The organism is Pseudomonas sp. H1_D04 (genome assembly GCF_054683855.1).
Genome location: NZ_CP162826.1, coordinates 1,240,835 through 1,261,921, shown reverse-complemented (window position 1 = coordinate 1,261,921; position 21,087 = coordinate 1,240,835). Strand labels below are relative to the sequence as shown.

General features: G+C 59.1%; 21 protein-coding genes and 5 tRNA genes. 17 read left to right on the top strand and 9 right to left on the bottom strand.

What is annotated here, in order from left to right:
- The first annotated feature begins 111 nt into the window (after window positions 1-111).
- From clpB to AB4N82_RS05850, 5 genes are all read left to right on the top strand, one after another.
- Window positions 112-2,676, top strand: a complete 2,565-nt coding sequence (gene clpB, locus AB4N82_RS05870; protein WP_122764721.1) for an ATP-dependent chaperone ClpB — start codon at window positions 112-114, stop codon at window positions 2,674-2,676.
- A gap of 303 nt (window positions 2,677-2,979) precedes the next feature.
- Window positions 2,980-3,055, top strand: a tRNA-Asn gene (locus AB4N82_RS05865).
- Between the two features lie 9 nt (window positions 3,056-3,064).
- Window positions 3,065-3,141: transfer RNA gene (locus tag AB4N82_RS05860), tRNA-Pro, on the top strand.
- Between the two features lie 5 nt (window positions 3,142-3,146).
- Window positions 3,147-3,222, top strand: a tRNA-Lys gene (locus tag AB4N82_RS05855).
- Window positions 3,223-3,316: 94 nt separating this feature from the next.
- Window positions 3,317-3,393: transfer RNA gene (locus AB4N82_RS05850), tRNA-Pro, on the top strand.
- A gap of 177 nt (window positions 3,394-3,570) precedes the next feature.
- On the opposite strand, the gene AB4N82_RS05845 is transcribed toward AB4N82_RS05850, so the two are convergent.
- The 3 genes from AB4N82_RS05845 to AB4N82_RS05835 are packed head-to-tail and all read right to left on the bottom strand — an operon-like array spanning window position 3,571 to window position 5,790.
- Complete coding sequence (locus AB4N82_RS05845; RefSeq protein WP_032886187.1) at window positions 3,571-4,869, bottom strand: NAD(P)/FAD-dependent oxidoreductase; 1,299 nt, start codon at window positions 4,867-4,869, stop codon at window positions 3,571-3,573.
- Window positions 4,870-4,929: 60 nt separating this feature from the next.
- The gene (locus AB4N82_RS05840) at window positions 4,930-5,103 is read right to left on the bottom strand and encodes a DUF3094 family protein (protein ID WP_032886188.1); all 174 of its coding nucleotides are present in this window, start codon (window positions 5,101-5,103) and stop codon (window positions 4,930-4,932) included.
- Window positions 5,104-5,160: 57 nt separating this feature from the next.
- Window positions 5,161-5,790: a DUF1780 domain-containing protein gene (locus AB4N82_RS05835; protein ID WP_032886189.1), complete on the bottom strand. Its 630-nt coding sequence runs from the start codon at window positions 5,788-5,790 to the stop codon at window positions 5,161-5,163.
- Between the two features lie 104 nt (window positions 5,791-5,894).
- Here AB4N82_RS05835 and AB4N82_RS05830 point away from each other — a divergent pair, with 104 nt between their 5' ends.
- From AB4N82_RS05830 to AB4N82_RS05820, 3 genes are all read left to right on the top strand, one after another.
- Window positions 5,895-6,362 (top strand): hypothetical protein, encoded by a 468-nt coding sequence (locus tag AB4N82_RS05830; RefSeq protein ID WP_032886190.1) that lies wholly within the window; start codon window positions 5,895-5,897, stop codon window positions 6,360-6,362.
- Complete coding sequence (locus tag AB4N82_RS05825; RefSeq protein WP_032886191.1) at window positions 6,359-7,048, top strand: energy-coupling factor ABC transporter permease; 690 nt, start codon at window positions 6,359-6,361, stop codon at window positions 7,046-7,048. Before AB4N82_RS05830 ends, AB4N82_RS05825 begins: the two co-directional genes overlap by 4 nt.
- 76 nt (window positions 7,049-7,124) lie before the next feature.
- On the top strand, window positions 7,125-7,340 hold the full coding sequence (locus AB4N82_RS05820) for a hypothetical protein (RefSeq protein WP_032886192.1): 216 nt from the start codon (window positions 7,125-7,127) through the stop codon (window positions 7,338-7,340).
- Here the strand turns inward: AB4N82_RS05820 and yacG are convergent.
- Genes yacG through AB4N82_RS05800 form a run of 4 tightly spaced genes read right to left on the bottom strand, consistent with a single transcriptional unit; the run spans window position 7,337 to window position 10,225 of the window.
- Window positions 7,337-7,537, bottom strand: a complete 201-nt coding sequence (gene yacG, locus AB4N82_RS05815) for a DNA gyrase inhibitor YacG (RefSeq protein ID WP_032886193.1) — start codon at window positions 7,535-7,537, stop codon at window positions 7,337-7,339. The genes AB4N82_RS05820 and yacG overlap by 4 nt on opposite strands.
- Window positions 7,534-8,157 carry a dephospho-CoA kinase gene (gene coaE / locus AB4N82_RS05810; RefSeq protein WP_122764722.1) on the bottom strand — a complete coding sequence of 208 codons (624 nt, stop codon included), beginning with the start codon at window positions 8,155-8,157 and terminating at the stop codon, window positions 7,534-7,536. Before coaE ends, yacG begins: the two co-directional genes overlap by 4 nt.
- A complete protein-coding gene (locus tag AB4N82_RS05805; RefSeq protein ID WP_122764723.1) occupies window positions 8,154-9,020 on the bottom strand; it encodes a prepilin peptidase in 867 nt (288 codons plus the stop codon). Before AB4N82_RS05805 ends, coaE begins: the two co-directional genes overlap by 4 nt.
- The gene (locus AB4N82_RS05800) at window positions 9,017-10,225 is read right to left on the bottom strand and encodes a type II secretion system F family protein (RefSeq protein WP_122764724.1); all 1,209 of its coding nucleotides are present in this window, start codon (window positions 10,223-10,225) and stop codon (window positions 9,017-9,019) included. The genes AB4N82_RS05805 and AB4N82_RS05800 overlap by 4 nt, the downstream gene beginning before the upstream one ends.
- 202 nt (window positions 10,226-10,427) lie before the next feature.
- Here AB4N82_RS05800 and AB4N82_RS05795 point away from each other — a divergent pair, with 202 nt between their 5' ends.
- The 4 genes from AB4N82_RS05795 to AB4N82_RS05780 all read left to right on the top strand — a co-directional run bounded on the left by AB4N82_RS05795 (window position 10,428) and on the right by AB4N82_RS05780 (window position 12,856).
- Window positions 10,428-10,829 carry a pilin gene (locus tag AB4N82_RS05795; RefSeq protein WP_032886197.1) on the top strand — a complete coding sequence of 134 codons (402 nt, stop codon included), beginning with the start codon at window positions 10,428-10,430 and terminating at the stop codon, window positions 10,827-10,829.
- A 35-nt stretch (window positions 10,830-10,864) separates the two neighbouring features.
- Entirely contained in the window at window positions 10,865-12,265 is a 1,401-nt protein-coding gene (locus AB4N82_RS05790) for an O-antigen ligase family protein (RefSeq protein WP_122764725.1), read from the top strand.
- 48 nt (window positions 12,266-12,313) lie between these two features.
- Window positions 12,314-12,386 (top strand) — tRNA-Thr (locus AB4N82_RS05785).
- Between the two features lie 164 nt (window positions 12,387-12,550).
- Entirely contained in the window at window positions 12,551-12,856 is a 306-nt protein-coding gene (locus AB4N82_RS05780; protein ID WP_122764726.1) for a DUF6388 family protein, read from the top strand.
- Between the two features lie 65 nt (window positions 12,857-12,921).
- On the opposite strand, the gene nadC is transcribed toward AB4N82_RS05780, so the two are convergent.
- The gene (gene nadC, locus AB4N82_RS05775; protein WP_122764727.1) at window positions 12,922-13,770 is read right to left on the bottom strand and encodes a carboxylating nicotinate-nucleotide diphosphorylase; all 849 of its coding nucleotides are present in this window, start codon (window positions 13,768-13,770) and stop codon (window positions 12,922-12,924) included.
- A 244-nt stretch (window positions 13,771-14,014) separates the two neighbouring features.
- On the opposite strand from nadC, the gene AB4N82_RS05770 reads away from it, so the two are divergent.
- From AB4N82_RS05770 to AB4N82_RS05750, 5 genes are all read left to right on the top strand, one after another.
- Window positions 14,015-16,165: a DUF1631 domain-containing protein gene (locus tag AB4N82_RS05770; RefSeq protein WP_122764728.1), complete on the top strand. Its 2,151-nt coding sequence runs from the start codon at window positions 14,015-14,017 to the stop codon at window positions 16,163-16,165.
- 61 nt (window positions 16,166-16,226) lie between these two features.
- The gene (gene ampD / locus AB4N82_RS05765) at window positions 16,227-16,790 is read left to right on the top strand and encodes a 1,6-anhydro-N-acetylmuramyl-L-alanine amidase AmpD (RefSeq protein WP_032886202.1); all 564 of its coding nucleotides are present in this window, start codon (window positions 16,227-16,229) and stop codon (window positions 16,788-16,790) included.
- Window positions 16,787-17,623, top strand: coding sequence for a regulatory signaling modulator protein AmpE (gene ampE, locus AB4N82_RS05760; protein WP_095183802.1), 837 nt, complete (start codon window positions 16,787-16,789; stop codon window positions 17,621-17,623). The genes ampD and ampE overlap by 4 nt, the downstream gene beginning before the upstream one ends.
- Before the next feature lie 151 nt (window positions 17,624-17,774).
- Window positions 17,775-19,805 carry a methyl-accepting chemotaxis protein gene (locus tag AB4N82_RS05755; RefSeq protein ID WP_122764729.1) on the top strand — a complete coding sequence of 677 codons (2,031 nt, stop codon included), beginning with the start codon at window positions 17,775-17,777 and terminating at the stop codon, window positions 19,803-19,805.
- A gap of 126 nt (window positions 19,806-19,931) precedes the next feature.
- Window positions 19,932-20,363: a hypothetical protein gene (locus AB4N82_RS05750; protein WP_032886205.1), complete on the top strand. Its 432-nt coding sequence runs from the start codon at window positions 19,932-19,934 to the stop codon at window positions 20,361-20,363.
- Here AB4N82_RS05750 and AB4N82_RS05745 read toward each other — a convergent pair.
- On the bottom strand, window positions 20,310-21,086 hold the full coding sequence (locus AB4N82_RS05745; RefSeq protein WP_099601105.1) for a TatD family hydrolase: 777 nt from the start codon (window positions 21,084-21,086) through the stop codon (window positions 20,310-20,312). The two genes, AB4N82_RS05750 and AB4N82_RS05745, sit on opposite strands and share 54 nt — an antisense overlap.
- Window position 21,087 lies beyond the last annotated feature (1 nt).

Genomic DNA, 21,087 nt, shown 5'->3' with positions numbered 1-21,087 from the left:
CTGTCCGTAGCTTGAATCTTCCAGAATCCACCCCATCTATAAGGGTATCTGGCAGGTTTCTTCATTCAGGAATGTTTTATAGCTCCGGCCTGCTCAAAAGGAAGGTGACTAATGCGTATTGATCGTTTAACCAGCAAATTACAGTTGGCGTTATCGGACTCCCAGTCGTTGGCGGTGGGTCTCGACCACCCGGCCATTGAGCCTGCACACTTGATGCAGGCTCTTCTGGAACAGCAAGGTGGATCTATCAAGCCCTTGCTGATGCAGGTGGGCTTTGATGTCAGCAGCCTGCGTAAGGAGTTGAGCAAAGAGCTCGACCAGCTGCCAAAAATCCAAAATCCAACCGGCGACGTGAACATGTCGCAGGATCTGGCGCGCCTGCTTAACCAGGCCGACCGCCTGGCCCAGCAAAAGGGCGACCAGTTCATCTCCAGCGAACTGGTGCTGCTCGCCGCCATGGACGAGAACAGCAAGCTCGGCAAGTTGTTGCTGGGCCAGGGCGTGAGCAAGAAAGCCCTGGAAAATGCCATCAACAACCTGCGTGGTGGCGACGCGGTGAATGATCCTAACCACGAGGAGTCGCGCCAGGCCCTGGACAAGTACACCGTCGATCTGACGAAGCGCGCCGAAGAAGGCAAGCTTGATCCGGTCATCGGCCGCGACGACGAGATTCGTCGCACCATTCAGGTCCTGCAGCGTCGCACCAAGAATAACCCTGTGTTGATCGGTGAGCCTGGTGTGGGTAAAACCGCGATTGCCGAGGGTTTGGCTCAGCGCATCATCAATGGTGAAGTGCCGGACGGCCTTAAAGGCAAACGCCTGCTGTCCTTGGACATGGGGTCGTTGATCGCCGGTGCTAAGTTCCGCGGCGAGTTTGAAGAGCGCCTGAAATCTCTGCTTAATGAACTGTCGAAGCAGGAAGGGCAGATCATTCTGTTTATCGACGAACTGCACACCATGGTCGGCGCCGGTAAAGGCGAGGGCTCGATGGATGCTGGCAACATGCTCAAGCCAGCTTTGGCGCGCGGCGAGTTGCACTGCGTAGGTGCAACGACGCTCAACGAGTACCGTCAATATATAGAGAAGGATGCAGCCCTTGAGCGTCGCTTCCAGAAAGTGCTGGTGGAAGAACCGAGCGAAGAGGACACCATCGCCATCCTGCGTGGTTTGAAAGAACGCTATGAGGTTCACCACAAGGTGGCGATCACTGACGGTGCGATCATTGCTGCGGCCAAACTGAGCCATCGCTATATCACCGATCGTCAGTTGCCGGACAAGGCCATCGATTTGATCGACGAAGCGGCCAGCCGCATTCGTATGGAAATCGACTCCAAGCCGGAAGTGCTCGACCGCCTGGATCGGCGCCTGATTCAACTGAAAGTCGAATCCCAGGCTTTAAAGAAAGAAGAAGACGACGCTGCGAAGAAACGCCTGGAAAAACTCCAGGAAGAAATTTTGCGGCTTGAGCGCGAGTATTCGGACTTGGAAGAGATCTGGACCTCGGAAAAAGCCGAAGTGCAGGGCTCTGCGCAGATCCAGCAAAAGATCGAACAGTCCCGTCAGGAACTGGAGGCTGCACGCCGTAAGGGCGACCTGAACCGCATGGCCGAGTTGCAGTACGGTGTCATCCCGGACCTGGAGCGCAGCTTGCAAATGGTCGACCAGCACGGCAAGAGCGAGAATCAGCTGCTGCGCAGCAAGGTGACCGAGGAAGAAATCGCCGAAGTCGTCTCGAAGTGGACCGGCATTCCTGTGTCGAAAATGCTCGAAGGCGAGCGCGACAAGCTGCTGAAGATGGAGCACCTATTGCACCAGCGCGTGATCGGCCAGGAAGAGGCGGTCGTGGCGGTGTCCAACGCGGTACGGCGTTCGCGGGCCGGCTTGTCCGACCCGAACCGCCCGAGCGGCTCGTTCATGTTTCTTGGCCCGACCGGCGTGGGTAAGACCGAGCTATGCAAGGCGCTGGCTGAGTTTCTCTTTGATACTGAAGAGGCCATGGTGCGGATCGATATGTCCGAGTTCATGGAGAAACACTCGGTGGCTCGCCTGATCGGTGCTCCACCAGGCTATGTGGGCTACGAGGAGGGCGGTTACCTGACCGAAGCCGTGCGGCGTAAGCCTTACTCGGTGATCCTGCTGGATGAGGTCGAGAAGGCGCATCCGGATGTATTCAACATCCTGCTGCAAGTGCTGGAAGATGGTCGGTTGACGGACAGTCACGGGCGTACCGTTGACTTCCGCAACACGGTGATCGTGATGACCTCCAACCTGGGCTCCTCCCAGATCCAGGAGTTGGTAGGTGATCGTGAGGCCCAGCGCGCTGCGGTAATGGATGCGCTGACCACACACTTCCGCCCGGAATTCATCAACCGGGTCGACGAAGTGGTGATCTTCGAGCCATTGGCGCGTGATCAGATCGCGGGCATCACCGAGATCCAGTTGGGCCGCTTGCGCGGTCGTCTGGCAGAGCGCGAGCTGTCGCTGGAGCTGAGCCGCGAGGCGTTAGACAAGCTGATCGCAGTCGGTTACGACCCGGTGTATGGTGCACGGCCATTGAAACGTGCGATCCAGCGCTGGATCGAAAACCCGCTGGCGCAGTTGATCCTGTCAGGCAGCTTTATGCCAGGCTCCAGCGTAGAGGCGACTGTGGAGAACGACGAAATCGTCTTCCATTAAGCCCGGATTGCAGCGTTATGAGAGAAGGTCCCGCATCGCGGGACCTTTTTTTTCGTTAGGGCGTTGAACTGTAAGGAAAAGGCTTGTAAAGTGCGCCCCGCAGCAACGTCAGCCCACGGGTTTCTTCTCCCCAAGAAGAAATCAGAAAGAAGCGCAAATCATTGTCTTAAAAGCAATTTAAAGGGTTGACAGGGGTTTTTAAGATTGTAGAATAGCGCGCCTCAGAGACGCTAACGTAGCGATACGGACAGGGTCGAAGAGGAGAGTTTGAAGCAGTAAAAGTTGTACTTTGAAATATGTAGTTCCGTGATAGCTCAGTCGGTAGAGCAAATGACTGTTAATCATTGGGTCCCAGGTTCGAGTCCTGGTCACGGAGCCAATTTCAAACCGGGGTATAGCGCAGTCCGGTAGCGCGCCTGCTTTGGGAGCAGGATGTCGGGAGTTCGAATCCCCCTACCCCGACCATTTTTGGGTCGTTAGCTCAGTTGGTAGAGCAGTTGGCTTTTAACCAATTGGTCGTAGGTTCGAATCCCACACGACCCACCATTTTTGAGACCAGTTAGCGCTGGAATCGAATCTTAAGATCAGAGGCCAAAAGCGCTGATCGAAGAAGGCGACTGAGAGGTCGCCTTTTTTTTACCGGGGTATAGCGCAGTCCGGTAGCGCGCCTGCTTTGGGAGCAGGATGTCGGGAGTTCGAATCCCCCTACCCCGACCATATTAAAAATCCTCGTATCGAAAGATACGGGGATTTTTTTTGCGCACGCAAAACCTCAAAACACTGCGCATCAAACGTGAGAGGGGGCCTGATCCCGACAGCAGTCTGTCAGCCAATGAAGACATAGCTGACCCACCGCGATCGGGAGCAGGCCCCCTCCAACATTATTTTATGTTGTTAGTGAAGTTTGAGTCGCGGCTCAGTACCACGCCCAATCCTGCTGCCCAGCATCAGCATCGCCGTGCGGAAGAAGCCATAGAGCGCCATCTGGTGCATCCGGTACAGCGACACGTAGAACATCCGCGCCAGCCAGCCTTCCAGCATCACACTGCCTGTCAGATTGCCCATCAAGTTACCCACCGCTGAAAAGCGTGACAGCGAGATCAGCGATCCATAGTCGGTGTACTTGTACGACGGCAGCTCCTTGCCCTCGATGCGTAGCTTCAGCGACTTAGCCAGCAACGATGCTTGCTGGTGGGCAGCCTGGGCCCGTGGCGGTACGTTGCGGTCGGTGCCCGGTTGCGGGCACGCGGCGCAGTCGCCGAACGCAAAGATATTTTCGTCGCGGGTGGTTTGCAGCGTCGGCAGCACTTGCAGCTGATTGATGCGGTTGGTTTCCAGGCCATCAATGTCCTTGAGGAATCCTGGCGCGCGAATCCCCGCAGCCCACACTTTAAGACTGGCCGGAATCACCTGGCCGCTGCTGGTAATCAGTGCATCGGCGGTGACTTCGCTGACGGCCGAATTGGTCAGCACTGTCACGCCGAGCTTCTCCAGGGTTTTATGCACTGGCCCGCCAATACGCTCCGGTAGGGCGGGCAGTACGCGTGGGCCCGCTTCGATCAGGGTGATGTGCATGTTTTCCGGCTTGATTCGGTCCAGGCCGTAGGCAGCCAGCTCATGGGCAGCGTTATGCAGCTCGGCGGCGAGTTCGACGCCGGTGGCGCCGGCGCCGACGATGGCGACACTGATCTGCTCGACGACATCGGTCTGTCCGGCATGTGCGCGCAGGTAGTGGTTGAGCAGTTGCTGGTGAAAACGTTCGGCCTGTTTGCGGGTGTCGAGAAACAGGCAGTGTTGCGCAGCGCCCTCGGTGCCGAAGTCGTTAGTGGTGCTGCCTACCGCAATCACTAGGCTGTCGTAGCTCAGAACGCGCGCAGGCACCAGTTCGCGGCCCTCTTCGTCGAGGGTGGCGGCCAACTGAATCTTCTTCTGCTCTCGGTCAAGCCCGCTCATGCGCCCCAGTTGGAACTCGAAGTGGTTCCATTTGGCCTGGGCGACGTAGTTGAGTTCGTCTTCCGAAGAGTTCAGCGACCCGGCGGCCACTTCGTGCAGCAGCGGCTTCCAGATATGGGTCAGGTTGGTGTCCACCAGCGTGATGCTGGCAGTGCCACGCTTGCCCAGAGTCTTACCCAGGCGGGTAGCCAACTCCAGACCGCCGGCGCCGCCGCCGACGATAATAATACGATGGGTCATAGGGATATCTCGCAAGGCTAAAAGAAATCGGAGCAGTTACCCTCGCGAGCGCCAGGCAGCTCATAGCGTTAGGTAACTCAAAAGGCGGCTCAGCAGACCGAGCCCGATCACCACCACCAGCACCACACCAAGGAGCAGCCACGGCCGGAAAGGCTTGCGCTCGACTCGGTTTTGGGAGAGTTGCAGATACTCTTCGACATGCTTTTGGTCGTCGGGGTTCAGGCGACTGGTCATATAAGGCCTCGTCAGGTAGACGTTGCAAAAGGGCGCCACGTTACAGTCGGGGTGGGATCAGAGGCTGATCCCCACGTCGAACACTATGCTGCGCCCCAGGTTGTTGCGCAAGAAATCCGGGGCGTCCGGGTGAGCGAACAGCACTCGCGCGAACGTTGGCCCCACCAGCGACAGCGAGCGCCAGCCTTGGCGCAAGTATTCGGTGGGGGGTGGGAAGTGGCTGTTGAGGTCGAGCACTTCGCGCTTGAGGCTGGTGAACGCGACAAGATCCAGTTCGCCCAGGTCCATCCCGCGCTCTTTGTAGTTGTGGGCCTTCTTGCGCAACGTGGGCGCCAGGCGCAGCAGGAATTCATGAGCGGGGATTCGCCGAGGCTTGGCTTCGCGCCGCACCAGTTGGCTGAGGGAGAATGCGCTACGCCGGCGCAGCAGTTCGTCTCGCCATTCGTCGTTCAGTCGCCGCCCTTCATCAAGTACGAAAAACACCTCGAAACTGGCATCGCGAAACAGCACATCCGGTGGTTCTTGACCTGCGGCATGAAACTCTTCGGCGCGGTAAGGCACGTTCAAACCTTGCAGCAGGCGCTGGCAGACCCAACGCTCACGCTCCCATTTGCGGGCATTGGACAGGAACGCATTGGCTTGTTCGGCTGCTACGGTGAGCAGGCGCAAATAATCTGAGTCATCCATGCATGCAGCTTAGCGTCCAAATGATGACCGCAGGAAGTCCTGCCGCAAAAGCCAGGGTGTAGACTGGCCTTTCAAGCGTAATTCCCCCAAATGAGGAGCGTGCAGTGAAGTTTCTGGTGGTGTTGTTGCTAAGTCTTTTACCGGTATGGGCGCAGGCTGTTGAAGTGGGCGAGCGCCTCACTCCCTGGACCTTGCTCGATCAATTCGACCAAGCCTATACCCTCGATAACCATGCGCAGATTCTGCTGGTGGCGCGCAGCATGGACGCAGCGAAGCTGGTAGATGCGGCGCTGCAAGGCCAACCTAAAGGCTACTTAGAAGCACGGCATGCAGTGTTCGTCGCCGATATCCAGCGCATGCCTCGACTGATCGCCAAACTGTTCGCGGTACCCGCCATGCAATCCTACAACTACCGGGTCATGCTGGACCGTGACGCGCGTATCGCGCCGCGTTATCCCGCAGCGGCGGATAAAGTGCTGTGGCTGCAGCTGGAAAACGGTGCGTTGGTTTCTCAGCACGAATACGGCACTGCTGCCGAATTGCGCCAGGCCCTGGAGCAGGTGAGGCCGTGATCAGCGCCGCAGTGCTGGCGCCCACAACCCTGGGCATCGGCTGGCTGTTGTACGCGCCGGTGCTGCTATGGGCGATCCTGCGCTCGCCCTGGGTCGAGTTGTTTGCCGACCGGCGGCGCCAGCATTTGCTGTTCGGTACGGTGTTCGCACTGTTCATGTTGTGGCTGGTGCGGCGGGATTTCGACACTGGTGTGTCCTACCACTTTATTGGTATGACCGCCGTAACCTTGCTGCTGGATTGGCCCCTGGCCATCGTCGGTGGTTTTGCCGCCCAGTTCGGGTTAATGCTGCTTGGGCGCCAGGACCTGGCGGCCCTTGGCGTCAACGGCCTGCTGCTGGTCGTGCTGCCGGTGCTGATCACCGAAGGCTGTGCGCTTGTGGTCGAGCGGGCTCAGCCGCGCAATCCTTTCGTGTATATCTTTTGCTCCGGTTTTTTTGCTGCCGCGCTGTCGGCCTTGCTCTGCCTGTTACTGGGGTTGGGTTTGCTATGGTTTGACGGCCGTTTTGCCATGCCAGAATGGCTGGAAGATTTCGTCGGCTACCTGTGGCTGATCATCTTCCCAGAGGCCTTTATCAACGGCATGGTCATCAGCGCTCTGGTGGTGTTTTGCCCCGAATGGCTGGAGACCTTCAACCGCACCCGCTACCTCTCTGCGCCTTGGAAGGATGACGATTCGCAGCGTTGATCCAGATCAAACCCAGGGCGAGCGAGCAGGCCCATGCTCTGCCAAATTTTAGATAAGCAGGCGGGGAGCACGGATCATGGGTGTGTATGAGTGGGCACGGCAGGAGTTGCGAAAAAGCCAGGATGCGGCGCAGGAAATCGGTTTCGACCCAGGCCTGACCCTGCGGGCCATGCTCAGTGCGGTTGTGCAGCAGAGCAAGGGCGTGCGCAGTTTTGAAGACCTGGCCGACGAGCTGCAATACCTTGCAGAGAACCTCGACGACCAGCAGGAATACGCCTTTATGCGGCCTTAATGGCGAGGCGGCAGATCTTCGGAAAACAGCTCGTCTTCTGCGTCCGGGGCTACGGGGATCTTGTGTTCTTCAGCGGCCCAGGCGCCCAGATCGATGAGTTTGCAACGGTCCGAGCAAAACGGCCGGTTGAGATTGTCGGTTTTCCATTCCACGGGGGCGCCGCAGGTTGGGCAGTCGACGGTCAAGGGTTGGCTCATGATCGGCCTCCACGCAAAGTAAGGTAAAAGTGGTGCAGTCGCTCGACCTCGCTGTGCAGCCAGGCGAGGTCCTGGTCATTGACCAGTACGTCATCGGCATGGTTCAGGCGGTCTTCACGGCTGGACTGAGCCTTTAGAATCGCCTGTACTTGCTGTTCGCTGATGCCGTCGCGCTGCAGGGTACGCTGAATCTGCGCCGATTGCGGCACGTCGATCACCAGGATGCGCTGGGTCATGCTGTACTGGCCGGACTCGATCAGCAACGGCGACACCAGGATCGCGTAAGGCGAGCGCGCGCGCGCCAGGTGGCTGCGAATCTCCTCGCCGATCAGCGGGTGTAGCAAGCCTTCCAGCCATAGGCGCTCTTCAGGTACTTCAAAGATCAGCTTGCGCAACGCGGCGCGGTCCAGTTGACCGTCGGGCTGCAGCACGTGTGCACCAAAGTGCTCGGCGATGCGTGCCAGTGCCGGCCGGCCAGGCTCGACCACCCAGCGCGCGGCGTGGTCGGCGTCGACCAGGTCCACGCCCAGGTCGATAAAGTGCTGGGCCGCCGCGCTTTTACCGCTGCCGATGCCGCCGGTGAGGCCAAGAATCCAGGGTGTTGCAACAGAAGTGGTCATCTGAAACCGACAGACTGCAAATAGAAGTCGGTTATTTGACCACCCCAGAGCAATGCAATCCAGCCGGCAATTGCCAGATACGGACCAAACGGCATCGGGGCCGAAGCCTGAGTCTTGCGCACGCGCATCAGGATCAGCCCGATAACCACTCCCACCAGCGACGACATCAACAGTGTCATCGGCAAAATCTGCCAACCACCCCAGGCGCCTAGCAGTGCCAGTAACTTGAAGTCGCCGTGGCCCATGCCGTCCTTACCGGTGACCAATTTGAACAGCCAGAACACGCTCCATAAGCTCATGTAGCCCATCACTGTGCCCCAAAGGGCGTCGGGTAAAGTTGTCAGTAATTCAAAGCTGTTGACGATCAACCCCAGCCACAGCAATGGCAGCACCAGCACATCTGGCAGTAATTGGTGGTCCGCGTCGATCAGGCTCATTGCCAGCAACCCCCAACTCAATATCAGCACTGCTGCGGCTTGCCAGCCAAAGCCGAAATGTAGGGCGACCCAGGCCGAGATCAGCCCGCACGCAAGCTCGGTGAAGGGGTAGCGTGTGCTGATGGTTGCCTGGCAGTGGGCGCAGCGGCCTCGGAGTATCAGGTAACTGAGCACCGGGATGTTTTCCCACGGCCGGATCGGATGATCACAGTGCGGGCAGCACGAGTTGGGGTGCATCAGGTTGTAGGTCGGCCCGGCAGGCTCAGCAGGTAAACCGAGCACTTCGTGGGCCTGAGCACGCCATTCCCGTTCGAGCATTTTTGGCAGGCGCCACACGAGCACATTGAGAAAACTGCCGACGATCAGCCCCAGTACCGACGCTATCGCCACAAAGGCCCATGGGTGCTCACTCAACAGCAAATTCAAAATGCGCTCCCCAGTTGGAAGACCGGCAGGTACATGGCGATGACCAGCGTCGCGACAATCCCCCCCAGAACCACCATGATCAGCGGTTCCATCAGGCTGGTGAGGCTGTCGACTTGGTTGTCCACGTCGTTCTCATAGTGGTTGGCGACTTTTTCCAGCATCTGTTCCAGCATGCCCGATTCTTCGCCGATTGCTGTCATCTGAATCGCCATACTGGGAAACAGGCCGCTGTTGGCCATGGAGTGATTCAACTGCATGCCAGTGGATACATCGTGACGCATATGTTCGATTGCCTGTTTGAACGGGGCATTGCCCACGGCGCCGGCGACTGAGTCCAAAGCCTGTACCAGTGGAACACCGGCTGCAAAGGTGGTGGACAACGTACGGGCGTAGCGGGCCACTGCGGATTTTGTCAGCAGTTTGCCTGCCAAGGGCGCATTCAACAAACCGGCGTCGAGCCAGTAGCGAAAACGCGGCGAGCTCCGATAGGCCTTACGCAACCCCATGATTCCGGCGGCAATGCCCAACACCAGCATCCACCAGGCTTGCTGCACGAATGCCGACAAGGCGATCACCTGCAAGGTAAGCGTTGGCAGCTTACCGTCAACCCCGGCGAACAGGGTCTGGAACTGCGGAACTACGTGAACCAGCAGTATGCCGGTGACCAGGCTGGCAACCACCAGGACCGCAACGGGGTAGGTCATGGCCTTTTTAATCCTGGCATTGAGTTGCTCGCTCTTTTCGCGGTGGATCGCTACCCGGTCCAGCAGGGTCTCCAGCGCACCCGCTTGTTCGCCCGCGGCCACAAGGTTGCAGTACAGCTTATCGAAGTAGCGCGGTTGTTTACGCAACGCCTCGGCCAGACTGGTGCCGGCTGCGATGTGCTGTTTCAGGTCTTGTACCAGCTCACGCACCACGCGGTTGTCGAAGCCTTCGTTGATGATATCGAAGGCTTGCAAAAGGGGGATTCCGGCTCTGAGCAGCGTTGCCAGTTGGCGAGTGAACAGCGTGATGTCAGTGGCTTTAACCGAATGAGTAAGGCTTGGCAGCATCGGGGAGTGCTTGCGCACACGGCCAGGGCTGATGCCTTGCTGGCGTAGTTGCGCCTTGACCAGGGCAGGGTTGTGAGCCTTGGTTTGCCCGGACACCCTGCGCCCTTTTCGGTTGATGCCTTCCCAAGCATAAATCGTTGAAGCGTTGTTCATGTCGCGGTTCCGCATATAAACCTTCGAAGATTTATAGCGTAGTCAGGTGACGGATTCGGGCGTGTCGAGGGCGCAGGATAAAATGTCAGAATGTGCGTCTTGTGCGCGATTGACCGCTTACGGGTGAGTACACTGGCGCCGCTGAAAAAAACGGGGTGCAGGACGCGCCTTGTCATGAGTTCTATTCTGGAGAGTGAATGTGATGAGTCAAAAAGGCTTTACCTTGATCGAGTTGTTGATCGTCGTGGCAATCATCGGCATTTTGGCCACCATCGGCCTCCCGATGTACACCACACACCAGGCCAAGGCCAAGTTCACTGCCGGCCTGGCTGAAATTACCGCCTTGAAGGCCGGCTACGAAGACACCTTCAATCAGGGCACCGTACCCACCTTGGCCTTGATTGGCGGCACGACCCCGACCGCCAACTGCAAGATCGATGTAGCAGGCGACGTCACGACGGGCGTGGGCTCCATCAGTTGCGAAATACTTGATGCGCCAGCGCCTGTGCTGGGCAAGACCATCAGCCTGACGCGCAGCGCCACCGGCTGGAAATGCACTACAACTGCTGAAGAGAAATATGCCGGCAAGGGTTGCGGCGCATAACTGCTAAACCATCCACAGGGAAGTAGAGGTGGCCGATGGCGTTATCCGTACAGCAGCGAGGCGGTGTGTTCCTGGTAGCAGTGGTGTGCTTGCTGACGATTGGGATCTGCGCACCGTTCAGTGGGCATGATCTGCAGCGCGTAGTGCAGATTGCCATCGGCGTCTGTGCGGTGCTGTATGGGCTGTCGGTTACCAGGCTTGAACCCTTGGTGGATAGGCTTACGGGCTGGGGCCTGGCGCTGGTTCTGGTGATGGGCATGGTGTCTTCGGTGCTGGCCCATCAGCCGCTCTGGGCCTTCACCGAAGTGGCATTGTTTTTCAGTTGTGCTGCGATTGCCGTAGCGTTTGCCTTACTCCGGCGCCACGGCGGTGAGCCGATGGATCGTGTGCTGATACTGGTTGTGGTGCTGCTGTGCCTGATCAAAACCATCCAATATCTGTATGCCGGTGCGCTCGCATTCACCAGTGGTGCACGCACGCTGGATCCAGACCTGTTGCTGTCAGGCTTTTCCAACAAGCGCTTCTACGGTCAGTTCCAGACATTTACCCTGCCGTTACTGGCGCTTCCCCTGCTGATACCCAATATCTCCCGCGCCCTGCGAGGTGCGGCGTTTGCTTTGTTGTGCGTCTGGTGGCTGATTGCGATAAGCGGTGGTACGCGCGGTACATGGCTAGGGATGGGCGCGGCGGGTTTACTGCTGGCGCTGCTGGGGCCCTGGGGGCGACGCTGGATGGGGTGGCAGTTGGCCGCTGTCGCAGGCGGCCTGTTGTTGTACTGGCTGGTATTTACGGCGCTGGCCGACCACTTGGGGATTGTGCTTTCCAGTGGCGCCGGTGACCGCCTCACCACCTCGCTGTCTGGGCGTGGTCCAATCTGGTGGCAGGCATGGCATATGCTTGTCGAGCGGCCATGGCTCGGGTTCGGGCCGATGCATTTTGCTGATATTGCCAACGAGATCGCCGCCCATCCGCATCAGTCCGTTTTGCAATGGGCCAGCGAATGGGGTGTGCCGTCGGCACTCTGCGTGGCGGTGTTGGCGTGGCGTTCCGGATGGGCCACGCTTGGTGTGCTGCGTGAGAGGGCGCTGTCTGCCGAGCGCGTTGATCTGTTGCGCTTATGTCTGTTTGCAGCGTTGGTCGGCGCCTTGGTGCAGTCCATGGTCGACGGCGTGATCGTGATGCCCATTTCCCAAGTCTGGCTGGCACTGACAATCGGCTGGCTAATGGCGCTGCATGTGTGGGGTGCCTCGGCAACGGTTGCGCTACCGCTGGTTGGGTGGGCTTGGAAAGTACTGAGTGTGCTGGCCGTTGGTCTGTTGATTGCGATTGCACTTCGCGATGTCCCTCACATCGCGCAAGCCCAGCAGCAATACCTGAGTGACCATGGAAATCACCTGCAACCACGTTTCTGGGCCCAGGGGGTCATTGCTCGCTGAGGGGTGTAAGTTGCCGGACGCCCGATGCGGTGCTAGCTTTAGCCCACCGCCCGTGTAGCTCAGTTGGTAGAGCAGCGCACTCGTAACGCGAAGGTCGCAGGTTCGATTCCTGTCTCGGGCATAAAGGCGCTACTGTTTTAGATGCCGTGTTTAAACGGCAACGTTTTCAGATGATCCCAGAATGGTTCTGAAGGCCAGACGAGTCGGCATTCATGCCCGCTCTTTTGTATCTGCGCAACCTTGATGACACAGATGCATCCCCATTCCTCGATCTAAGAGAACAACATGACCACGACTGAAATGACCCAGGAAGTTCGACATCAAGCAGCCCTCGAAAAATACATCGAGGAATCGCCGCAGCTCAAAGAAGAGATCAAGGACCTGAGCGCCGATGATCAGCGCGACCAGATCCAGTGGGCATTCGAGGACGAGGCCGAGAGCCAGGGCCTCCAGCCTTGGGAGTTGACACTCAAGTACACCTCGACACCGGAAGAGTTCGAAGCCGCACGGCTGGCCTTGCACAAAGAGGCGGCCGAGGTGCTGGGTGTTGATTGGGAAGAGTATTGCGAGATGAATAACCTGGTCGTCTGACGCCGACGTACTTGTGTGGTGTGCGGGTCAGCCCGCTCACCACAATCAAGCATCAAATATTGACCTCAGATGCTCAGTCGCATAGACAAGTCCACCGCCTTAACATCCTTGGTCATCGCGCCGATGGAGATGTAGTCCACTCCGGTTTCAGCGATGGGCAGCAGGGTGCTTTCATTGATCCCGCCACTGGCTTCCAGCTTCGCCTTGCCGCCGTTCAGGCGCACGGCTTCACGCATATCTTCCAGGCTCAATTCATCCAGCATGATGATGTCGGCGCCCGCTGCCAGTGCTTCGCGTAGTTCGTCCAAGCTTTCCACTTCGATTTCCACCGGCTTGCCGGGCGCGATTTTGTGCGCGGCGGTAATGGCTTGGGCGATACCACCGCAGGCCGCGATGTGGTTTTCCTTGATCAGGAACGCGTCATACAAGCCAATCCGGTGGTTGTGGCAGCCACCACAGGTCACGGCGTATTTCTGCGCCAGGCGCAGGCCGGGCAGGGTTTTTCGGGTATCCAGCAGCATGACCTGGGTGCTGGCGACAAAATCTGCGAGGAACCGGGCGCGTGTGGCGACCCCGGACAGCAACTGCAGGAAGTTCAGGGCAGAGCGTTCGCCGGTGAGCAGCGAGCGCGCCGGGCCTTCGAGGTGGAACAGGGCTTGGTTGGGGCTGACGCGCTCGCCGTCGGCCACTTGCCAGTGCACGGCGACCCTTGGGTCCAGTTGGCGGAAGACTGCGTCTACCCAGGCCGTACCGGCAATCACAGCGATATCGCGGGTAATGATGGTGGCGGTGGCCAGCCGTTCGGTCGGGATCAACTGCGCGGTGATGTCGCCGCTGCCGATGTCTTCCAGCAGTGCACGGCGCACGTTGGCTTCGATTTCGGCGGTGAGGTCGGCAAGACGGAGGTTCGGCATAACAGGCTCCACAAACAAAGTGTCCCGATTATAGGGGTAGCGTGCATTCGAACCCAGAGTCACCGCTGATTTACCACGCAATGTCAGAGGGTGCTGGCGCAACGGCCCTCATTTGCAAGATAATCCTGCGCCTTGCAATTGGCGTCATAGCTTTGACGTCCTGGTGATGAGCGGTTTCCACAGCGCCCAACGGGCCTGTACCCGATCTTTCCCCAACTCAATACCGCCGTTTCAGGAGGCCAGGATGCACAATGACGGAAAGGTGGTGCCAATCAACAGGGCACACGCCACGCCATCGCCGCTCGCGCGCCTGCCGGTGGTACTGCTGCAGGTTCGCGACAGAGCCGCGCAACAGTTGCAGCAGGGGCTGCAGGAATTGTTCGATAACGCCGACGACACGTTGTTCGAGATGGCCGACAAGGCCCGCAGCAACGTGGATCACCATATTTTCTTTGAAGCCATGCGCGACCTGCGCCTCAAGCGCAAGAATTTCGAGCGCGTGTTCATGGAGCGGTTATTCCAAGCCTTTGGCGGCCTGGGTCAGGCGGGGAGGGGCGAGCTTCAGATGGTGCCGGTGATGTCCTATGACACGGCGCCAAGTTCATCCAAGGATGAATTGGAAAAAGCCGTGGCACTTGAGGCTATGGTCGGCCGGGTGCGCAACCGAGACGGCCTGGCGCTTGGGCAGTTGACCGCGCGCTTGAGTGCCTTGCTGGGCAATAACCTGGATGATCGTGAAAACCCTTTGGGCCCGGCGCTACTGTGCGAGTTTTTCCTGCGTGCGGGGCGCAGTTTGGGTGTGGAGATCCGCGTCAAACTGATCATGCTCAAACTGTTTGAAAAATACGTGCTCAGTGACGCCGACCAACTCTACGGGGAAGCCAACCAGTTGCTGGGCGCCACCGGCGTATTGCCGGAACTCAAGGCTGTACCCTCCCGTCGCCCTGGCGAGCGCGCCACTCGTGATTACCAGCGTGAAGCAGCATTGCCCAGCGCGGAGCAACCCGTCGACGAGAATGGCCAGCAAGCCTTCGCCGCTTTGCAGGCGCTGTTGGCCCCCGTGCGCGGTAGCGTGTCGCCTACGCTTGAGGCCAGCGCAGAACCCCAGCCCATCGCCACCCGCGACCTGTTGCGGCTGTTGTCCCATTTGCAGCAGTACGTGCCGGAACCGGAAGTCGAAGATGATTTCGACCTGCGTAACCAGCTTGAGCAATTGCTCACCCGTGTCAGCGTCAAAAGTGGCAAGTCGCGGGTCGTGGAGGATGCGGACGAAGATGTAATCAACCTGATCGCCTTGCTGTTCGAATTTATCCTCAACGACCGCACCGTGCCGGACGCCTTCAAGGCTTTGATCGGCCGACTGCAGATCCCACTGCTGAAAGTGGCGGTGCTGGACAAGAGTTTTTTCAGCCGTGCCAGCCACCCAGCGCGGCGCCTGTTGAATGAAATTGCCACGACCGCCATGGGCTGGAGCCCGGTCGCTGACTACCAGCGCGACAGTCTGTATCTGCGCATCGAGCAGGTGGTTCAGCGTTTGCTCAATGAGTATGTCGAAGACCCGGCGATTTTTTCCCTGTTGCTGACTGAGTTCAATGCGTTTACCGCTGATGAGCGTCGGCGCTGCGAGTTGCTTGAGCAGCACACTCGCGACGCCGAAGAAGGGCGCGTGCGCACTGACGCGGCGCGAGCACGGGTGGCCGAGGTGCTCAATCGACGGCTATTGGGCAAGGTTTTACCGCGAGCTGTGGTGCTGTTTCTGCAACAGGCCTGGAGTCAGGTGCTGTTGCTGGCCAGCCTCAAGTACGGCGAGCAGTCGGTGCAATGGCAAGCAGCGCTGCGCACCATGGATGAGCTGATCTGGAGTGTGAGCCTGCCGCAAGACACCGAAGCCGGGGGCCATTTAGTAGAGCAGTTGCCGGGCTTGCTCAAGGCCCTACGCGACGGGTTGACCAGCGCAGCCTTCGACCCCTTCAGCACCCGTGATTTTTTTGTTCGCTTGCAGGCCCTGCATGTCCAGCCGACCGAGGGTGTCGATGGGTTGATCGAAGTGCGCGAACCTTTAGTGCTCAGCACAACGCCGCCTGGTTCAGTTGAAGATCTCCCGGCGGATGATCCGGACCTGCTCAAAGTTTACAAATTGCGGATCGGTGACTGGGTCGTGTTCCAGCCAGGGCAGCCCAGCGCTCTGCGGTGCAAGCTGATGGCGATCATGGCACCGGCCAATACCTACGTTTTTGTTGGCCGCACCGGGCTCAAAGTCCTGGATAAAAGTGCAGGCCAACTGGCGCTGGCGTTCAAGCGTGGGGCGCTGTACATCCTGGATGATGGGCCGCTGTTCGAGCGAGCACTGGCGGCAGTGGTGGGACAACTGCGTCAACTCAATCGCGGCAAGTGATCGCAACCACGGGGTCGAACGCGGCATACTGGTCACACTTAGTCACGTTCAAGGATCCTGTATGCAGTTGGACCCCGCCAGCGGTTGGTGCCAGGGCATTCGCCATTGCCCTTCGCCCAACTTCAACGAGCGCCCCACAGGCGAAATCTCACTGTTGGTGGTGCATAACATCAGCCTGCCACCGGCGCAGTTCGCCACTGGCAAGGTGCAGGAGTTTTTCCAGAATCGCCTGGATGTCACGGAACATCCCTACTTTGAAGGGATTGCAGAGCTACGGGTGTCTGCGCATTTTCTGATTGAGCGCGACGGCGCGGTGACGCAGTTTGTGTCCTGCATCGACCGCGCCTGGCATGCCGGGGTTTCATGCTACGAAGGGCGTGAAACCTGTAATGACTTTTCCTTGGGTATAGAGCTGGAGGGCACGGATGACTTGCCCTTCACCGACGCCCAATATAGGTCGCTGATCGACCTTACCCTTCAGTTGCTGGCGGCCTATTCCGGTATTACGCCGCAGCGCATATGCGGTCACAGCGATATCGCCCCGGGGCGCAAGACCGATCCCGGCCCCGCTTTTGATTGGACGCGCTTTCGCAGCGCTCTGCAGGATGGAGGACACGCACGATGAGTTTTCTGGTATTGGTGCTGGCGGTGTGGATCGAGAAGTTCTCGGCCATGCGCCAGCGATTGCAGCGTGACGGCGGCTGGTTGCGTGAATTGGCCAAGTTGGAGTCGAGCCCGCGCCTGGGCAAGCAACCTTGGCTGATTCTGGTCCTGTTGGTGTTGCTGCCGGTGGCGTTGCTGGCGTTGTTGCTGCTGGTGCTGGAACCAGTGGCCTATGGCTTGTTGGCGCTGCCGGTGCACCTGCTGGTGGTGATCTACAGCTTGGGCCGTGGTGATCTGTTGGCCGGGCTTGGGCCGTTTCGCGACGCTTGGCGCCGGGGTGATCTGCAAGCTTCCGAGCACGTGGCCGAGCGCGACCTGAAGCTGGGTGCCGACAGCGGTGAGCAACTGCTGGAACGCGTTCAGGGCCATTTGTTGTGGCAGGCTTACCAGAGCTTTTTCGCAGTGATTTTCTGGTACTTCCTGTTGGGGCCGGTCGCCGCGCTGGCCTATCGGCTTTTGGCCCTGGCCAGTGAGCACAGCCAGAACCCACTGGTGGCTGAACGCGCCGGGCAATTGCGTCATGCGTTTGACTGGTTGCCGGTGCGCCTGCTGGCGGCCAGCTTTGCCTTGGTGGGCAATTTCGTCGCGGTCAGTCGTGTCATGCTTCACGAGCTGCTGAACTGGGACATCAGCGCCGCGCAACTGGTGGAAAAAGTCGGCCTGGTCGCTGCTGAAATCCCGCCGCCGGTGGTAGGTGCAGACGGCATCAATAGCCTGGATCGGCTTTGGGAGCTGCTGCTGCGCGCGGCAGTGCTGTGGTATGCCGGTTTCGCCATTTGGACTGTGCTGCCTTGACCCTCCGACAGGAGCGAGTCCTTCGCTCCTGTCGTTAACCTTAAGTTACAAAACTCCCTTTCAAATTGAGCTATATAGACAGAGCGCCAAATAGTGGCTTTCTGCCGCCGCCCTGCGCCTCAATAAAAATAAAAGAAAAGGGAGTTCACCTGTGAAGAGCTTGCTCTATCCCGCCATCGCGCTGATGAATCGCCTGAGCTTCGGCATGAAGTTCAGCCTGATCAGCGTGCTGTTCCTGCTGCCGATGCTCGCGACCAACTACTACCTGGTGCGTGATTCCTGGCGCGAATTCCAGGGCACCCGTGTCGAACTGCAAAGCCTTGATCTGCTCGGCAGCAGCCTGGCCCTGCGCCGAGATCTGGAGACCCTGAATAACCAGGTGCAGATCAACGCAACCCTCGGCCAGTCCGGCAAAGCCGGTGACCTTGAGGCCAAGATCGGCGCCTTGGAGCAGAGCGTGCTCACCCGTTTGCAAGGCCTCAACCCGATGGCCACCGAGCCCGAGCAAATCACCGTGTTTGAAGGCAAGCGCGACGAACTGATCGCCGCCTTCAAGGCCCAGCAACAGGAAACTTCGTTGCTGAGCAAAAGTGCGCTGATCGGCAAGTTGCTGAATAAATCGCAGATGCTCAGCCAGATCATTGCCAGCCAATCCGGCTTGAGCCGTGACCCGCAGAGCGATTTACGCCAACTCAGCGAACTGATCACCAGTGTCACCCCCCAAGTCACTCAAACCCTGGGAGAAGGGCGGGCGATGGGCGCTTACTCCCTGGGACAGGGCTTCCTCAATTCCTCCTCAAGCACCCGTTTTGACGAACTGCTGCAACAGCTGGAAAAACTCCAGGCCGAATACGGCTTAAAATTGCAGGACGCCCTGGGCTCCAGCAAAGCCGCTCACGCTGCGCTTGATGGCTTGGCGAAGGCCAGCAACGCCAGCCTCAAGCAAGGCAGCGAGTTGTTTGAAGAGCAGGTGGTCATGGCTGAAACCCTCGAAGCTCCTTGGCAGGCTTTCTACGACAGCGTCAGCCAATTGATGGCCAAGACCTATCAGCTCGATGACGCCACCCTGAGTTTTCTCGGGCAGCAACTGGATCAGCGCCTGGCGCAAAACCGTACACACATGGTGGTACTGGTCTCGGCACTGACAGCGGTATTTCTGCTGATCTTCTATCTGTACGCAGGCTTCTACGCCTCGACGCGCACCACCCTGCGACGCCTGGGGGCGATGATGGACAAGGTGGCGGCCGGCGACATGACCGTCACGTTTGTCGCCCAAAGCCGCGACGAGTTGGGCGATCTCGGCCAGGTGTTCAACGGCACCGTGGCGAAAATCCATGACTTGATCGAACGCGTCGGTCACACCGTCAGCCAGGTCGAACTGCAGGCCGGACAAGTGGAAACGGTTTCGGCCCGCAGCAATCAAGCGGTCTCTGGCCAGCGCACGCAAATCGAACAAGTGGCGACGGCCATGAACCAGATGTCGGCCACCGCCCAGGAAGTGGCGCGCAGTGCGGCCGCGGCGGTCAGCAGTGCTCACAGCGTCAACGATGAAACCGTAAGTGGCCGTGGACTGGTGCAATCCCAGCAGAGCAGCATTGCGCGGCTGGCCTCGGAGATAGATTTGTCAGTGGGGGTGATCAACCAACTGGCCACTGACAGCCAGTCGATCAGCAGCGTGTTGGAAGTCATAAAAAGCATCGCCGAGCAGACTAACCTGCTGGCGCTCAACGCGGCGATTGAGGCCGCGCGGGCTGGTGAGCAGGGACGCGGTTTTGCGGTGGTGGCCGATGAAGTGCGCACGCTGGCTCGGCGCACTCAGCATTCCACCGAAGAAATCGAACAGATGATCAGCCGCCTGCACAGCGGTGTCGGCGCGGCAGTGAAGGCCATGGGCACCAGCCATGAAATGGCCAGCGGTACCGTCGGCCAATCGGAAAAGGTCCAGCAGGCGCTGGAAAATATCCTCGGCGCCGTCGGCATGATCGTCGACCAGAACCAGCAAATCGCTGCCGCCGTGGAACAACAGACTGCCGTCGCCCACGATATCGACCAGAACATCGTCGAAATCAATCGGGCCGGCGAACATGCGGCCCAAGGCGCACATCAGACCGAGGCGGCAAGCCGGCAGCTCTCATTGCAGGTGATCGAGTTGAAGCAATTGATCGGGGCCTTTCGCGTGTAAGGGGGCGGAGTAGGATTGGTCTTCTGGTGATGTAGTTCTCGTCTGGATTTCCCTGGGTGCCTTTTTTGTTCGCGGGAATGAGTGAGAATTTATTTCACTCAATCCCGCTCAAGGGGAGGCACGACGATGACCACCGCCGCTGGCATCAAGGGGCACTGCGCCCATTGCGACATCACGTTTGAACTCAAGCCCTGGCAACTGAATGCCATCGCCATCGAAGAACCTTTCGACTGCCCCTACTGTCAGCATGTGTTGGAACTGAACTGCCCACGGCAATTGCGCCACTTCAAAGCGCTGGACCACTGGGCGCTGGTACGCCCGAGCATGGCGATATTGACCAGCGTGGTGCTGATCGTGGCACTGGTGACTGAATGGGTGGGGCTGATCAGCGTGATCGGCCAGCTCAACGTGTCACTGTTGGTGCTGTTGGTGCATTTCCTGGTGCTGCGCTACGCCCGCCATCGGCAGCGAATGACCCTTAACCTGCAAGCGGTGATCCCGGCCTTACCACTTGAACAGCTCCCACGCATTGCGTGTGCTCGCCTCGGCCAGCAATAGCGGGCTGGTGCCCATGCGTTCGGCCAGGGCGGTGCAGATCTCGGGCAGGTGCTCAGGGCTATTGCGCTGGCCTGGGTACATGGCCGGTGCCATGTCGGGGGCGTCGGTTTCCAGTACCACCGCGTCCAGCGGCAATTGCGCCAGCACCTTGTGCATGCGCAAAGCCTGGGGCCACGTGGCGGCACCGCCGAGGCCGAGCTTGAAGCCCAGCTTGATGTACTCGTGGGCTTCCTCCCGGCTTCCGGCGAACGCGTGGATGATGCCACCTCGTGGCAGGCGGATGCGCTTGAGGGTGGCGATCACGGCTGCGTGGCTGCGGCGTACGTGCAGCAGCGCCGGCAGTTGGAAGTCCACGGCCAGTTTGAGCTGGGCTTCGAACAGGCTCTGCTGGCGTTCGCGGTCCAGGTGTTCAAGGAAGTAATCCAGGCCAATTTCACCCACCGCACACAGTTGCCGGTGGCCGTGCAGGCGGCTCAGCCAGTCGCCCAATGCCGTGAGGTCGGCGGGACGGTGGTCGTCCAGGTACACCGGGTGCAAGCCGAAAGCCGCGAACAATCCTTCATCCGCCTGCACCAGATCCCACAGTCGCTGCCAATTTTGCTGATACACCCCCAACACCACCATGCGTTGCACCCCGAGTGTACGGCTGCGGGCGAGGACTTGCGGGCGATCGTTGTCGAAGTCCGGGAAGTCCAAGTGGGTATGGGTGTCGATCAGCTCCACG

What these genes read in the sequence shown, in the direction of transcription:
- yacG (WP_032886193.1), bottom strand. Translation starts at nt 7,537, where the DNA reads ATGAGCCAACCCTTGACCGTCGACTGCCCAACCTGCGGCGCCCCCGTG.
- AB4N82_RS05780 (WP_122764726.1), top strand. Translation starts at nt 12,551, where the DNA reads ATGACCACGACTGAAATGACCCAGGAAGTTCGACATCAAGCAGCCCTC.
- AB4N82_RS05820 (WP_032886192.1), top strand. Translation starts at nt 7,125, where the DNA reads ATGGGTGTGTATGAGTGGGCACGGCAGGAGTTGCGAAAAAGCCAGGAT.
- AB4N82_RS05840 (WP_032886188.1), bottom strand. Translation starts at nt 5,103, where the DNA reads ATGACCAGTCGCCTGAACCCCGACGACCAAAAGCATGTCGAAGAGTAT.
- AB4N82_RS05845 (WP_032886187.1), bottom strand. Translation starts at nt 4,869, where the DNA reads ATGACCCATCGTATTATTATCGTCGGCGGCGGCGCCGGCGGTCTGGAG.
- AB4N82_RS05750 (WP_032886205.1), top strand. Translation starts at nt 19,932, where the DNA reads ATGACCACCGCCGCTGGCATCAAGGGGCACTGCGCCCATTGCGACATC.
- coaE (WP_122764722.1), bottom strand. Translation starts at nt 8,157, where the DNA reads ATGACCACTTCTGTTGCAACACCCTGGATTCTTGGCCTCACCGGCGGC.
- ampE (WP_095183802.1), top strand. Translation starts at nt 16,787, where the DNA reads ATGAGTTTTCTGGTATTGGTGCTGGCGGTGTGGATCGAGAAGTTCTCG.
- AB4N82_RS05795 (WP_032886197.1), top strand. Translation starts at nt 10,428, where the DNA reads ATGAGTCAAAAAGGCTTTACCTTGATCGAGTTGTTGATCGTCGTGGCA.
- AB4N82_RS05770 (WP_122764728.1), top strand. Translation starts at nt 14,015, where the DNA reads ATGCACAATGACGGAAAGGTGGTGCCAATCAACAGGGCACACGCCACG.
- ampD (WP_032886202.1), top strand. Translation starts at nt 16,227, where the DNA reads ATGCAGTTGGACCCCGCCAGCGGTTGGTGCCAGGGCATTCGCCATTGC.
- AB4N82_RS05790 (WP_122764725.1), top strand. Translation starts at nt 10,865, where the DNA reads ATGGCGTTATCCGTACAGCAGCGAGGCGGTGTGTTCCTGGTAGCAGTG.
- clpB (WP_122764721.1), top strand. Translation starts at nt 112, where the DNA reads ATGCGTATTGATCGTTTAACCAGCAAATTACAGTTGGCGTTATCGGAC.
- nadC (WP_122764727.1), bottom strand. Translation starts at nt 13,770, where the DNA reads ATGCCGAACCTCCGTCTTGCCGACCTCACCGCCGAAATCGAAGCCAAC.
- AB4N82_RS05835 (WP_032886189.1), bottom strand. Translation starts at nt 5,790, where the DNA reads ATGGATGACTCAGATTATTTGCGCCTGCTCACCGTAGCAGCCGAACAA.
- AB4N82_RS05800 (WP_122764724.1), bottom strand. Translation starts at nt 10,225, where the DNA reads ATGAACAACGCTTCAACGATTTATGCTTGGGAAGGCATCAACCGAAAA.